General features: G+C 69.7%; 3 protein-coding genes. All 3 read right to left on the reverse strand.

The features are described from left to right. Nucleotides 1-46 precede the first annotated feature (46 nt). The 3 genes from ACZ516_RS29815 to ACZ516_RS29825 are packed head-to-tail and all read right to left on the reverse strand — an operon-like array spanning nt 47 to nt 15,777. Nucleotides 47-1,279 carry a macrolide family glycosyltransferase gene (locus tag ACZ516_RS29815; RefSeq protein WP_469012614.1) on the reverse strand — a complete coding sequence of 411 codons (1,233 nt, stop codon included), beginning with the start codon at nt 1,277-1,279 and terminating at the stop codon, nt 47-49. Next, nucleotides 1,255-10,845: a type I polyketide synthase gene (locus ACZ516_RS29820; RefSeq protein ID WP_469012616.1), complete on the reverse strand. Its 9,591-nt coding sequence runs from the start codon at nt 10,843-10,845 to the stop codon at nt 1,255-1,257. Before ACZ516_RS29820 ends, ACZ516_RS29815 begins: the two co-directional genes overlap by 25 nt. Before the next feature lie 24 nt (nt 10,846-10,869). Next, a complete protein-coding gene (locus ACZ516_RS29825) occupies nt 10,870-15,777 on the reverse strand; it encodes a type I polyketide synthase (RefSeq protein ID WP_469012618.1) in 4,908 nt (1,635 codons plus the stop codon). Nucleotide 15,778: the final 1 nt, after the last annotated feature.

Raw genomic sequence — 15,778 nt, forward strand, 5'->3', positions numbered from 1 at the left:
TCGGGCGGGCCGGGTTTCCAGCCCGCCCGGCACCCGCGCATCGGCGTCAGGCGCGCAGAACGCGGTCCAGGTACGCCTCGATCTCGTCCGCGGCCCGGCCGGCGCCACCCGCCTCGCGGGTCACGCGCCGCATCTCCGCGACGTTCCGGCCGATCTCCGCGTCCCGCGTCACCTCCAGCACCGCTTCGCGCAGCCGCTCGGGAGTGACCTCATCACGCCCGATCCGTATGCCGAGGCCCAGCTCGGCGGTTCGGCGCGCGGCCATCTCCAGCTCCACGGCCTGCGGCACGGCCACCATCGGGACGCCGAAGTGGAGGGCCTCCATGGTGCTGCGCACACCCCCGTGCGTCACGAAGGCACTGGCGTACTCCAGCACGGCGAGCTGGGGTACGTGCTGATGCGCCTCGATGTTCGGCGGCAGCGGGCCGAGGTCGGCGGGGTCGACGTGCCGACCCACCGCAAGCACCACGTGCCATGGCTGCTCCGCGAACGCCTCGACGCACATCCGGTAGAACTCGGGGCGCTCGTTGAACAGCGTGCCCAGCGCGACGAGCAGCACCGGGGCTCCACTCTCCGGCGGCGTCCACGCGCCCTGGGTGCTCGGGTCGGCGAGGCTCGCCCCGACGAACGCGTACCGCTCGTCGAACGTGTCTGCCGCGGGCTGGTAGTCCTTCGGCAGGAACACCAGGTTGAGGTCCTCGACGACACCGAAGAAGTCCGCGGGCGACGCCTCCCCCATCCCGTACGAGGCGCGGAACTCGGCCAGTTTCGTGCCGAACTCGATCAGCGCGGGGTGCTGCGGGTCGAGGGCCGGGAACTCGGCCGCCAGCTGCTGGGCGACCGAGAAGTGCTCGTTCGACGCGAACAGCGGGATGAACTGGGCGGTCGGCCGCTGCCACTTGTGGGCGAGCGCACGCGCCGCGGAGTGCATCAGCGTGTCGTAGACCACCACGTCCGGCAGGTCACCGTCGTAGGCGGGCTCGGCGCCGGTCGCCGCCGCGACGTTCTCGACCAGGTACTTCAGCGGTCCTCCGGCCATCTCGTCGGCGGAGACCTGCGAGGGCGCGCTCCGGCCCGCGGGCCAGGTGGACTCGTACCGCACCACCTCGACGCCGGTGGCCGCCACCGCCGCGGAGAACTCCTCGGTCGTGACGTAGGTGACCCGGTGCCCCCTCCTCGCCAAGTCGGCGAGCACGGCCAGCGTGGGATTGACATGCCCCCAGAAGGGCGCACCAAAGAATGCGATGTGACGCTTCAACGCTTCAACTCCATAATCCATTCTTCAACGGCTCGCCCGGTCGAATCGGTGTGCTCCTCCATGAGGGAGAAGTGATTTCCCGACACCGCCTTGACCGTGTGGTCCAGCTTCCAGGTGATGTGCAGACCCTCGTCGTCGCCGAGAGTCCCACCGGCGGTGGGCAGTTGGTCCGTGGCCTTTACCAGCAGGGTGGGCGTCTCGATCACTTCAGGACGCCAGTCCTCGAGAATGCGGTGGTACCCGCCCATGGCCGTCAGGCGAGTCGCATTCATGATGTCCCCACCGAGCTTCGCCTCACGGTCGAAGACCACACCGAGCATGGCCGTGCTGGCCTGCTCGCTCACCTCGTCGCCCGGCCACGGCGTGTCCAGGAGCGCGAGCCCCGCAGGACGCCGCTCCCCCAGCCTCTCCAGGCGCGTGGTGACGGCATGCGCGATCTGCCCGCCCGCGGAATGCCCGACGAGCACGTACGGACCTTCTCCCGCCACACGCAGCACAGCCTCCGCGAGCAGTGCGGCGAGTGCCTCCATGCTCTCCGGGAGGAAATCGCCCCGCATGTAACCCGGCAGCGGCAGCACGGAGACGTCGCGGCGACCGCGGAAATGCTCGGCGAACCGCGAGTACTGCTGCGGACCGGCCGTCGCGACCACGGCGGGGAAGCAGATCAGCCGCGTCGCGGCGTCACCCGCGGACAACCGCACCGCGTCGGGAACGTGCTCGGCCACAGAGGCACTGCCGAAGGTCGGACGGAAACGCGAAGCCGCCACGATCAGGTCGTTGCCCACGGAATTGCGCCCAGTGGCGAAGGCCTGCCTGAAGAGCGCCACGATGCCGTCCTGCGCCTCCACGTCGAAGGCGGCTCCAGCAGCCTGCGGCTCGGCTTCGGACCGCCGTTCACCGGCCCCGGCCAGTTCCCGGCGCAGATGGGCGACCACCGCGGTGGGCGTGCTGAAGTCGAACAAGAAGGCGCTCGGCAGGCTCAGCCCCACCGCCGCGCTCAGCCGGTTGCGCAGCTCGACGGCGGTCAACGAGTTGAGGCCCAGCTCGAAGAAGCCGTGGTGGACCTCGATCTCGTCCGGTGAGTCGTGCCCGAGGACCGTCGCCGCCTCGGCACGGACGAGCGCGAGCAGCGCGGCCTCCTGCTCCCCGTCCGGCAGCCCCGCGAGGCGCTGCGCCGGCGAGAGCCCACCGGCCATCTGCTCGACCGCGACGGCGCGACGGGCCGAAGTGCGTACGGCGGGCGCGCCCTGGGCACCGGACGGCACGGGCGTACGCTCCCCCGCGAGCTCGGCGATGGCCTCCAGCGCCTCGGTTTCCAGCCGGACCAGCGCCATGGAGTCCACCGATGCCACCGGCGCACCAGTGGCATCGGCCATCCGGACGGTGAACGCGTCGGGCCCGCTGTTGCTGATCCGCACCCGCAGCGTGGACGCACCGACCGCGTGCAGTGCCACGCCCCGCCAGGTCGCGGGCACCCATACGGCGTGCTCCCGTCCCTCGGCGTCCTCACCTGTGCCGGGCGCCATTCGCCACGCGCGCACAGCGGAGTCGAGTAGTGCCGGGTGGATGCCGAACCGACCGGCCTCGACCTCCTGGTCCTCGGGCAGGGCGACCTCCGCGAGGATGTCCTTGCCGTGCCGCCAGGCCGTACGCAGGCCCGCGAAAGCGGGGACGTTGCCGACGCCTGCGGAGCTGTGGCCGACGCCTGCGGAGCTGAGGTCGACATCTTCGGAGCTGAGGGCCCCGTACAGAGCATCCGGCTCCAGCTCGACCGCGCCCGCCGGCGGCCACACCCCGAGCTCCCAGTCCGGCTGCGGCGTACGCTCGGCAAGCGTGCCCTCGGCGTGCCGCGTCCACCCCTGCTCAGCGGCCGCGCTCTCCGGCCGCGCATGGATGTTCAGCGCGCGACGGCCGTCCGCGTCCGGCTCGGCGACGGTCAGCCGGAGCTGGACACCACCGCGCTGCGGCAGGACCAACGGGGTGTGGAGCGTCAGCCGCTCTACCACCTCGTAGCCGACCTGGTCCGCCGCGCGGATCGCCAGCTCCACGAACGCGGAGCCCGGCAGCACCACCGCGCCGCGCACCGTGTGATCGGCCAGCCAACGGTGCGTCCGCACCGACAGTCGTCCGGTGAACAGGAACCCTTCGGAGTCCGGCAGCTCCACGGCCGCGCCCAGCAACGGATGCTCCGCCGAGCCCAGCCCCAGCGCGGAAGCCGCCCCCGCACCTGAGGCCAGCACGTCCGAGGTGTCGAGCCAGTAGCGGCGGCGCTGGAAGGCGTACGTCGGCAGATCGACGCGCGAGGCGCCCGTACCGGCGAAGAACGCGGCCCAGTCCACGGCCACGCCTTGGGTCCAGGCCCGGCCGAGACCCGAGAGCAGCGCCTGCGTCTCTGAGCGGTCGGAGCGCAGGGCGGGTACGAACACCGCGTCGGTGACGATGTCGGCACCCATGGCGCTCAGCACGCCGTCGGGGCCGAGTTCGAGGAACGTCGAGATGCCCTGCTCGGCAAGGGCGGTCACGCCATCCGCGAAGCGGACTGCTTCCCTGACATGGCGCACCCAGTACTCGGCCGTGCCCAGCTCGTCGGACGTGGCCAACTTCCCCGTCACGTTCGAGACGACAGGGATACGCGGCGCCGCGTAGGTCAGGCTTTCGGCGACGGTACGGAAATCGTCCAGCATCGGGTCCATGCGGGGCGAGTGGAATGCGTGCGAGACGTCAAGGCGCTTGGTCTTACGGCCCTGACCGCGCAGCGTCTCCGCGACGGCGAGGGCGGCGTCCTCGTCGCCGGAGACGACCACGGAGGTCGGCCCATTGATCGCCGCGATGCCGATCCGCCCGCTGTACTCGGCGAGGAGAGGTGTGACTTCGGCTTCGGTGGCCTGGAGGGCGATCATCGCCCCGCCTGCGGGCAGTGCCTGCATCAACCGGCCGCGAGCCGCCACCAGCCGCACCGCGTCCCTCAACGAGAACACCCCGGCCACATGAGCCGCCGCAATCTCACCGATCGAATGGCCACCCACAAAGTCGGGTGCAACGCCCCAGGATTCGACCAGCCGGAACAGTGCTACCTCGACCGCGAACAGGCCGGCCTGCGTGAACACCGTCTGACCCAGCAGATCCGCATCCCCGAACACCACCTCACGAACCGAGCGCTCCACATGCCCCGCCAGCTCCTGGTCCAGCAGCCCGCAGACCTGGTCAAACGCTTTCGCGAACACCGGGTACTGGCCATACAGCTCACGGCCCATTCCGACCCGCTGACTGCCCTGGCCCGAGAACAACACCGCCAACCGACCCGAACCCACACCCTGACCGACAACGACACCAGGAGCAGACTCACCCCGCGCCAACGCACCCAACCCGACCCGCAGAGCGTCCCTGCCGTCACCGATCACCACAGCGCGGTGCTCGAAAGCAGAACGCGCGGACGCCAGAGACCAGCCCACATCCACCGGCGACAACTCCCCGTGCGCCTCGAGGTGGGACAGCAGACTCTCCGCCTGACCCCGAAGCGCCTGGGCACCGCGGCCCGACACCACCAACGGCACTGCCGGAAGCGTCACCGCCGGCCCCGCGGACTCCTCGGCCACCTCGGGGGCTTGCTCGAGGATGACGTGCGCGTTCGTCCCGCTCACCCCGAACGAGGAGACACCGGCGCGGCGCGGGCGGTCACTCTCCGGCCACTCCCGCTGCTCGGTCAACAACTCAACCGCACCCGCCGACCAGTCCACCTTCGTCGACGGCTCATCGACGTGCAGGGTCTGCGGAAGCTCGCCGTGCCGCATGGCGAGCACCATCTTGATCACGCCGGCGACACCCGCGGCGGCCTGGGTGTGGCCGATGTTCGACTTCAGCGACCCCAGCCACAGCGGCCGGTCCTCCGGCCGGTCCTGACCGTACGTCGCCAACAACGCCTGCGCCTCGATCGGATCGCCCAGTGTCGTCCCCGTACCGTGCGCCTCCACCGCGTCCACGTCGGCCGACGACAGACCAGCACTGGCCAACGCCTGGCGGATCACCCGCTGCTGCGAGGGACCATTCGGCGCCGTCAGACCATTGGACGCACCGTCCTGGTTCACCGCCGAGCCACGCACCACCGCCAGCACCGGGTGACCGTTGCGGCGGGCATCCGACAACCGCTCCAGCAGCAGCATGCCCGCGCCCTCACCCCAGCCCGTACCATCCGCATCCGCGGAGAAGGCTTTGACGCGGCCATCCGCGGCGAGGCCGCGCTGACGGCTGAACTCCACGAATCCCGCAGGCGTCGACATCACCGTCACACCGCCCGCGAGCGCGAGCGAGCATTCGCCCTGCCGCAGCGCCTGAGCGGCCAGGTGCAGGGTCACCAGCGAAGCCGAGCACGCCGTGTCGACCGTGACCGCGGGGCCCTCCAGGCCGAAGGTGTACGACAGCCGCCCGGAAACCACACTGGCCGCGCTGCCCGTGCCGAGGTAGCCCTCAAGGCCCTCCGGCGCGTGCTGCAACAGGGCGATGTAGTCCTGGCCGTTCGTGCCGGCGAAGACGCCTGTACGGGTACCTCGCAGGGACTGCGGGTCGATACCGGCCCGCTCGAAGACCTCCCACGAGGTCTCCAGCAGCAGCCGCTGCTGCGGATCCATGGCCAGGGCCTCGCGCGGCGAAATTCCGAAGAACCCGGGGTCGAACTCGGCGGCATCGTGCAGGAAACCGCCTGAGCGGGTGTAGCTCTTGCCCCGCTGGTCCGGGTCCGGGTCGTACAGGCCCTCGACGTCCCAACCTCGATCGTCCGGGAAGTCGGAGACCGCGTCAGCGCCCGATGTCAGCAGGTCCCACAGCGCTTCGGGCGTCTCGACACCTCCGGGGAAGCGGCAGCTCATGGCCACGATGACGATGGGGTCTTCGTCCGCAGGCGCGGCCACGGACCCAACGGTGGCCGTATCGTCCTCGGTGCCGATGAGTTCGTTACGGAGGAACTGGGCGAGCGCCGTGGGGGTGGGGTAGTCGAAGACCAGCGTGGCGGGCAGCGTCAAACTGGAGGCGGCCTGGAGCCAGTTGCGCAGCTCGACGGCGGTCAGCGAGTCGAAGCCCAGCTCCTTGAACGCCTTGCCCGGCGCGATCGCACCGGTGTCGGCGTGCCCGAGCACGGTCGCCACCTGCGCGCGCACCAGCTCAAGCAGCGTACGGTCCTGCTCGGCCAAGGAGAGGCCGAGCAGCTGGTCGCGCAGTGCGGACGTTGCGCCGGTCTCCGTCGCCTTGCCGGTCGCACTCGCCGCTTCCAGGGCGTCACGGGCCTCGGGGATGTCACTGATCAGCGGGGCTGCACGGACTGCCGTGAACGCCGGCGCGAACCGCTCCCAGTCCACATCGGCGACCGCTACGCAGCCGTCCTGGCGCTTCAGTATCTGGTCCAGGACCGCGATCGCGTCGTCGGGCGCCATCGACGCGATGCCGCCGCGCCGCATGCGCTCCTCGGTCACCCCGTCGGTCGCCATTCCGGCCTCGGCCCAGGGGCCCCAGGCCACCGACGTGCCCGGCAGACCGAGCGCACGGCGCTGCTCCACCAACGCGTCGAGGTACGCGTTCGCGGCTGCGTAGTTGCCCTGGCCCGCCCCTCCAACAGCTCCGGCAAGGGACGAGAACACGACGAAGGCGGAGAGGTCGAGGTCCTTGGTCAACTCGTGCAGATGCAGCGCCGCGTCGGCCTTGGCGCGCAGGACGCTCGCGAAGCGCTCGGGGGTCAGGGACTCGATGACTCCGTCGTCCAGCACACCGGCGGCGTGGATCACGGTCGTCAGCGGATGCGCGGTGGGGATCGAGGCCAGCAGCTGCCCGAGTGCGGCCCGGTCGGCCACATCACAAGCGGCAACGGTGACCTTCGCCCCCAGCGCCTCCAGCTCACCGACCAGGTCACAAGCGCCGGGGGCGTCCAGGCCACGGCGGCTGGTCAGTACGAGGTGCTCGGCACCGTTACGGGCCAGCCAGCGGGCGACATGCCCGCCCAGCGCGCCGGTACCACCGGTGATCAGGGCCGTGCCACTGGTGCGCCACTCCTGGCCGGCACTGCGGCCACCAGCCCGCAACAGACGACGACCGAAGACACCGGCCGAGCGGACCGCGACCTGATCCTCACCACCAACGCCCGCCAGCACACCCGCCAGCCGGTCCGCAACACGCTCGTCCAGCGTTTCGGGCAGATCCACCAGACCGCCCCAACGCTCCGGATGCTCCAGAGCCACCACCCGGCCAAGCCCCCACACCTGGGCCTGCACCGCACTCACCAGCGACTCAGACCCACCCACCGCAACCGCACCACGCGTCACCACCCACAACGGCGCCTCCACCCCCACGTCACCCAACGCCTGCACCAACACCAACGAACCCGCCAAACCCCCAGGGACACCGTCACGCACCGCCTCGTCCAGCGCTACCAGCGACAGAACACCACTCACAGAAGCGCCGGCCGCCGCCTCGGATATGGACTGCGCGAGCCGCGTCCGGTCTGCGGCAGGCTCCACCATCAGGCGCACTACCTCGGCGCCCCGGCTCTCCAGCCCGCGCGCCGTCTCCTCCACCCACGGGTCATCGGCCACACCCGCAGGAACCGCCAACAGCCATGTCCCCGACAGCACCGCCGACGGCTCAACCGGCACGGGCTTCCAGCCGATGCGATAACGCCAGCCATCCAGCCGAGACCGCACCTGCCGCTGCCGCCGCCACAACGACAACGCCGGCAACACCGCACTCAACGACTCATCACCCGACACATCAAGCGTCGAAGCAAGCGACTCCACATCCTCCCGCTCCACCGCCTCCCAGAACCGCGCCTCCACCTCATCGACCGGCACCCCAGCCGACGCCGGAGCCTCCAACCAGAACCGCTCCCGCTGGAACGCATACGTCGGCAAATCCACCCGCGACGCACCCGTACCGGCGAACACCGCGGCCCAATCCACAGCCACCCCCTGCACCCACGCCTGCGCCAAGCCGGACAGCAGCGTCTCGGCTTCGGGCCGACCGGACCGCAGCACGGGTGCGAACATTCCACCGCTTACGGACTCCGCACCCATGGCGCTCAACACGCCATCGGGGCCCAGTTCGAGGAACGTCGAGATGCCCTGCCCAGCGAGGGCGGTCACGCCATCCGCGAAGCGGACTGCTTCCCTGACGTGGCGCACCCAGTACTCGGCCGAACCCAGCTCGTCGGACGTGGCCAGCGCACCCGTCACGTTCGAGACCACGGGGATGCCCGGCGCCGCGTAGGCCAGGCTTTCGGCAACCGCACGGAAGTCGTCCAACATCGCGTCCATGCGAGGTGAGTGGAATGCGTGCGAGACGTCAAGGCGCTTGGTCTTACGGCCCAGACCGCGCAGCGTCTCCGCAACAGCGAGGGCGGCGTCCTCGTCGCCGGAGACGACCACGGAGGTCCGCCCATTGATCGCCGCGATGCCGATCCGGTCCCCGTACTCGGCGAGCAGAGGCGTGACCTCCTCTTCGGTGGCCTGGACGGCGATCATCGCCCCGCCCGCGGGCAACGCCTGCATCAACCGGCCACGAGCCGCCACCAGCCGGACCGCGTCCTCCAGCGAGAACACCCCGGCCACATGAGCCGCCGCTATCTCACCGATGGAGTGCCCACCCACGAACTCCGGGGTCACGCCCCAGGATTCGACCAGCCGGAACAGAGCCACCTCAACCGCGAACAAGCCGGCCTGCGTGAACACCGTCTGCCCCAGCAGATCCGCATCCCCGAACACCACCTCACGAACCGAGCACTCCACATGCCCGGCCAGCTCCTGGTCCAGGAGCCCGCAGACCTGGTCAAACGCTTTCGCGAACACCGGGTACTGGCTATACAGCTCGCGGCCCATTTCGACCCGCTGACTGCCCTGGCCCGAGAACAACACCGCCAACCGGCCAGAACCCACACCCTGACCGACGACAACGCCAGGAGCAGACTCACCCCGCGCCAACGCACCCAACCCAACCCGCAAACCAACACCATCACCGAGCACCACAGCCCGGTGCTCAAACGCCGACCGCCCCGACGCCAACGACCACCCCACGTCCACCGGCGACACCCCACCATCACGCTCCACACGCGACAACAGCCGGGCCGCCTGCTCCCGCAGCGCCTGCGCGCCACGGCCCGACATCACCCACGGCACCACCGGAAGGGTCACCGTCGGCCCCGCCGACTCCGACTCCGACTCGACCTCAGGTGCCTGCTCGATGATCACGTGCGCGTTCGTGCCGCTCACCCCGAACGACGACACACCCGCCCGCCGCGGCCGGTCACTCTCCGGCCACTCCCGCCGCTCGGTCAGCAGCTCAACCGCACCCGCCGACCAGTCCACCTTCGTCGACGGCTCGTCCACATGCAGGGTGCGCGGAAGCTCGCCGTGCCGCATGGCAAGCACCATCTTGATCACACCGGCGACACCTGCGGCAGCCTGGGTGTGGCCGATGTTGGACTTCAGCGAGCCCAGCCACAGCGGCCGGTCCTCCGGCCGGTCCTGACCGTACGTGGCGAGCAGTGCCTGCGCCTCGATCGGGTCACCGAGCGTCGTCCCCGTACCGTGCGCCTCCACCGCGTCCACATCGGCGGCCGTCAGCCGCGCGTTCGCGAGCGCCTGACGGATCACCCGCTGCTGCGACGGACCATTCGGCGCCGTCAACCCATTCGACGCACCGTCCTGGTTCACCGCCGAGCCACGGACCACGGCGAGCACCGGGTGACAGTTACGGCGGGCATCCGACAACCGCTCAAGCAACAGCATGCCCGCGCCCTCACCCCACCCCGTACCGTCCGCAGCATTCGCGAATGCCTTGCAGCGGCCGTCCGTCGCAAGCCCCCGCTGACGGCTGAACTCCACGAAGGCCACGGGGGTGGACATGACGGTGACACCGCCCGCGAGTGCGAGCGAGCATTCGCCCTGGCGCAGTGCCTGAGCGGCCAGGTGCAGGGTCACCAGCGAAGCCGAGCACGCCGTGTCGACCGTCATCGCGGGGCCCTCAAGGCCAAGGAAGTAGGAGAGCCGTCCAGACACGACACTGGCCGCGCTGCCCGTTCCCAAGTACCCCTCAAGCCCCTCGGGCGCGTGCTGGAAAAGGGCAGCGTAGTCCTGGCCGTTCGTACCGGCGAAGACACCGGTGCGGCTGCCCTTCAGTGAAGCCGGGTCGATGCCCGCGTTCTCGAACGCCTCCCATGCGGTCTCCAGCAGCAGGCGTTGCTGCGGATCCATCGCGAGGGCCTCGCGCGGCGAGATCCCGAAGAACGCCGGGTCGAACCCGGCAGCCTCGTAGAGAAAACCGCCTTCTCGCACGTACGAGGTTCCCGGGCGCTCCCGGTCCGGGTCGTAGAGGCCCTCCACGTCCCAACCCCGGTCCATCGGAAATTCCGAAACCGCGTCGGCCCCCGAGACGAGCAGCTCCCAGAACTGCTCCGGTGAACTCACTCCCCCCGGGAAACGACAGCTCATTCCGACGATCGCGATCGGCTCCCGCGCAGCCGCCGCGATCTGCCGGTTCTGTTGCCGCAGCCGTTCGTTCTCCTTGAGAGACGTACGCAGCGCTTCGAGAATCTTCTCAGGAGACGTGTTCATCGCCAGCTCCACATGTCAGGCACTTCAGGAATCAGTACTGTCAAACGCCATGCGAAGCAGGCTTTCAGCGTCCATGGAATCGATGGAGTCGATGGTCTCCTCATTGCCTTCGTCCACCGCCACGCCAACCTCTTCGTGGAAATCGGCCAATTGCAGCAAGACTTCCATCAATCCTGCGTCCCGAAGCTTGGCCAGGGGTATCGACGCCAATGCTTCCCGAATGCGGATCTCCTGAGGCTGCAATGCGGCCTCGTCGCTTCCCGCGGGGAAGAGTTGGTCCCGAAGGGCGTCCACGAGGGCCGTGGGGGTGGGGTAGTCGAAGACCAGCGTGGCGGGCAGGGTCAGGCTGGTGGCCGCCTGGAGGCGGTTGCGGAGCTCAACGGCGGTCAGTGAGTCGAAGCCGAGCTCCTTGAACGCCCGATCGGCAACAACCGTGTCAGTGCCGGCGTGCCCCAGCACTACGGCGACCTGCGTACGTACCAGTTCGAGCAGCGCCCTGTCCCGTTCGGCCGGGCTGAGGTCGGCCAGCTTCTCGCGGAACGCGGCGGCGGTGTCCGCCTCCATGCCCGGCGTGTCGCGGACTGCCGCTTCCAGGGCCTTGCGGACCTCGGGAATGTCGCTGATCAGCGGGGCTGAACGGACTGCCGTGAACGCCGGCGCGAAACGTTCCCAGTCCACGTCCGCCACCGCGACACCGCCGTCGTTACGGTCGAGCACCCCGCCCAACACGGCGATCGCGTCGCCCGGAGCCATCGACGCGAGTCCGCCGCGCTGCATCCGTACTTCGCCCACACCGTCCACGGCCATGCCGCCATTGGCCCAGGGTCCCCAGGCCACGGACGTGCCCGGCAGACCGAGCGCACGCCTCTGCTCCACCAACGCGTCGAGGAACGCGTTCGCAGCCGCGTAGTTGCCCTGACCCGCTCCACCAACAGCCCCGGCAAGAGATGAGAACAGCACGAAGGCGGAGAGGTCGAGGTCCTTGGTCAACTCGTGCAGATGCAGCGCCGCGTCCGCCTTCGCACGCAGCACGCCCGCGAACCGCTCAGGGGTCAGGGACTCGATGACTCCGTCATCCAGCACACCGGCCGCGTGGATCACCGTCGTCAACGGATACTTCGCAGGCATCGAAGCCAACAGCTCCGCCACCGCCGCCCGGTCAGAGACATCGCACGCGGCGATCGTCACCCTCACCCCAAGCCCCAGCAACTCAGCCTCGAGATCCACCGCACCCGGCGCATCCAGGCCACGGCGACTGGTCAACACCAAGTGCTCGGCACCACGCGACACCAGCCAGCGGGCGACATGCCCGCCCAGTGCGCCTGTGCCACCGGTGATCAGGGCCGTGCCACTGGTGCGCCACTCCTGGCCGGCACTGCGGCCACCAGCCCGCAACAGACGACGGCCAAAGACACCAGCCGAGCGGACCGCAACCTGATCCTCGCCACCGGCACCGGCACCGGCCAACACGCCCGCCAGCCGGTCCGCGACCCGCTCGTCCAGCGTCTCGGGCAGATCCACCAGACCGCCCCAACGCTCCGGGTGTTCCAGAGCCACCACCCGGCCAAGCCCCCACACCTGGGCCTGCACCGCACTCACCAGCGACTCAGACCCACCCACCGCAACCGCACCACGCGTCACCACCCACAACGGCGCTTCCACCCCAGCGTCACCCAACGCCTGCACCAACACCAACGAACCCGCAAGACCCCCAGGGACACCGTCACGCACAGCCTCGTCCAACGCCACCAGCGACAACACACCACCCACAGAAGCGCCGGCCGCCGCCTCGGATATGGACTGCGCGAGCCGCGTCCGGTCTGCGGCAGGCTCCACCATCAGGCGCACTACCTCGGCGCCCCGGCTCTCCAGCCCGCGCGCCGTCTCCTCCACCCAGGGGTCATCGGTCACACCCGCGGGAACCGCCAACAGCCATGTCCCCGACAGCACCGCCGACGGCTCAACCGGCACGGGCTTCCAGCCGATGCGATAACGCCAGCCATCCAGCCGAGACCGCTCCTGCCGTTGCCGCCGCCACAACGACAACGCCGGCAACACCGCACTCAACGACTCATCACCAGAAACATCAAGCGTCGAAGCAAGCGACTCCACATCCTCCCGCTCCACCGCCTCCCAGAACTGCGCCTCCACCTCATCCACACCAACCACCCCAGCCGGCGCATCAAGCCAGAACCGCTCCCGCTGGAACGCATACGTCGGCAAATCCACCCGCGACGCACCCGTACCGGCGAACACCGCGGCCCAATCCACAGCCACCCCCTGCACCCACGCCTGCGCCAAGCCGGACAGCAGCGTCTCGGCTTCGGGCCGACCGGACCGCAGCACGGGTGCGAACATTCCACCGCTTACGGACTCCGCACCCATCGCGCTCAGCACGCCGTCGGGGCCCAGTTCGAGGAACGTCGAGATGCCCTGCCCAGCGAGGGCGGTCACGCCATCCGCGAAGCGGACTGCTTCCCTGACATGGCGGACCCAGTACTCGGCCGAGCCCAGCTCGTCGGACGTGGCCAGCGCACCCGTCACGTTCGAGACCACGGGGATGCCCGGCGCCGCGTAGGCCAGGCTTTCGGCAACCGCACGGAAGTCGTCCAACATCGCGTCCATGCGAGGTGAGTGGAACGCGTGCGAGACGTCAAGGCGCTTCGTCTTACGGCCCAGACCGCGCAGCGTCTCCGCAACAGCGAGGGCAGCGTCCTCGTCACCGGAGACGACCACGGAGGTCCGCCCATTGATCGCCGCGATGCCGATCCGGTCCCCGTACTCGGCGAGCAAAGGCGTGACCTCAGCTTCGGTGGCCTGCACGGCGATCATCGCCCCGCCCGCGGGCAACGCCTGCATCAACCGACCACGAGCCGCCACCAGCCGAACCGCATCCTCCAACGAGAACACCCCGGCCACATGAGCCGCCGCAACCTCACCGATCGAATGCCCACCCACAAACTCCGGGGTCACGCCCCAGGACTCCACCAGCCGGAACAGAGCCACCTCAACCGCGAACAAGCCGGCCTGCGTGAACACCGTCTGACCCAGCAGACCAGCATCCCCGAACACCACCTCACGAACCGAGCACTCCACATGCCCCGCCAGCTCCTGGTCCAACAGCCCACACACCCGGTCAAACACATCCGCAAACACCGGGAACTGGCCATACAGCTCACGGCCCATTCCGACCCGCTGACTGCCCTGACCCGAGAACAACACCGCCAACCGACCCGAACCCACACCCTGACCGACAACGACACCAGGAGAAGACTCACCCCGCGCCAACGCACCCAACCCAGCCAGCAGGGCATCCCTGCCGTCACCGACCACCACAGCCCGGTGCTCGAAAGCAGAACGCGCGGACGCAAGCGACCAGCCCACATCCACCGGCGACAACCCACCATCACCCTCAACACGCGACAACAACCGGGCCGCCTGACCCCGAAGCGCCTGCGCGCCACGCCCCGACACCACCCACGGCACCACCGGAAGCGTCACCGCCGGCCCCGCAGGTTCATCAGACTCCGACGTCGCCGCCTCCAGCGCGGGCGCTTCCTCAACGATCACGTGCGCGTTCGTGCCGCTCACGCCGAACGACGACACACCCGCCCGCCGCGGTCGGTCGCTCTCCGGCCACTCCCGCCGCTCGGTCAGCAGCTCGACCGCACCTGCCGACCAGTCCACCTGCCGCGACGGCTCGTCCACATGCAGGGTGCGCGGAAGCTCGCCGTGCCGCATGGCAAGCACCATCTTCATCACACCGGCGACGCCCGCGGCGGCCTGCGTATGACCGATGTTCGACTTCAGGGAACCCAGCCACAACGGTCGACCCTCCGGCCGATCCTGACCGTACGTGGCGAGCAGTGCCTGCGCCTCGATCGGGTCACCGAGCGTCGTACCCGTACCGTGCGCCTCCACCGCATCTACCTCGGCCGACGACAGACCAGCACTGGCCAACGCCTGGCGGATCACCCGCTGCTGGGCGGGGCCGTTCGGTGCGGTCAGGCCGCTGCTCGCGCCGTCCTGGTTGACCGCGCTGCCCCGGATGACCGCGAGCACCGGGTGCCCATGGCGGCGGGCGTCCGAGAGCCGCTCGAGCAGCAACATGCCCGCACCCTCGGCCCAGCCGGCGCCGTCGGCCGCGTCGGAGAAGGACTTGCAGCGGCCGTCCGCGGCAAGGCCACGCTGGCGGCTGAACTCCACGAACGCCATCGGGGACGACATCACCGTGACACCGCCGGCCAGCGCGAGGGCGCACTCTCCGCGGCGCAGGGCGTGCGCCGCCAGGTGCAGCGCCACCAGCGAGGACGAGCACGCCGTGTCGACCGTCACCGCCGGGCCCTCGAGACCCAGGGTGTAGGCGATGCGGCCCGAGGCGACGCTGCCCGCGCTGCCGTTGCCCAAGTAGCCCTCGAAACCTTCTGGGGCGACCTTCAGCCGGGACACGTAGTCGCTGTACATCACGCCGGCGAAAACGCCCGCCTTTGAACCCCGTACGGAGGATGGGGCGATGCCCGCGTGTTCGAACGCCTCCCACGCGGTCTCCAGCAGCAGGCGTTGCTGCGGATCCATCGCGAGCGCCTCGCGCGGCGAGATCCCGAAGAACCCGGGGTCGAACTCGGCGGCGTCGTACAGGAAGCCGCCCTCCCGCACATAGCTCTTGCCCTGCCGGTCCGGGTCCGGGTCGTAGAGGTTCTCGACGTCCCAGCCGCGGTCCATCGGAAAGTCGGAGACGGCGTCGGTGCCGGCGGCCACCAGGTCCCAGAGTTCCTCGGGCGAGCCCACGCCTCCCGGATAGCGGCAGCCCATGCCCACGATCGCGATGGGCTCGGACTCCTTGGCTTCCATTTCCTCCAGCCGCCGACGGGTCTGGCGGAGGTCGGTGGTCGCCAATTTGAGATAGGTGCGAAGCTTCTCCTCGCTGGCCATC

Source organism: Streptomyces sp. NPDC034037 (genome assembly GCF_055575715.1).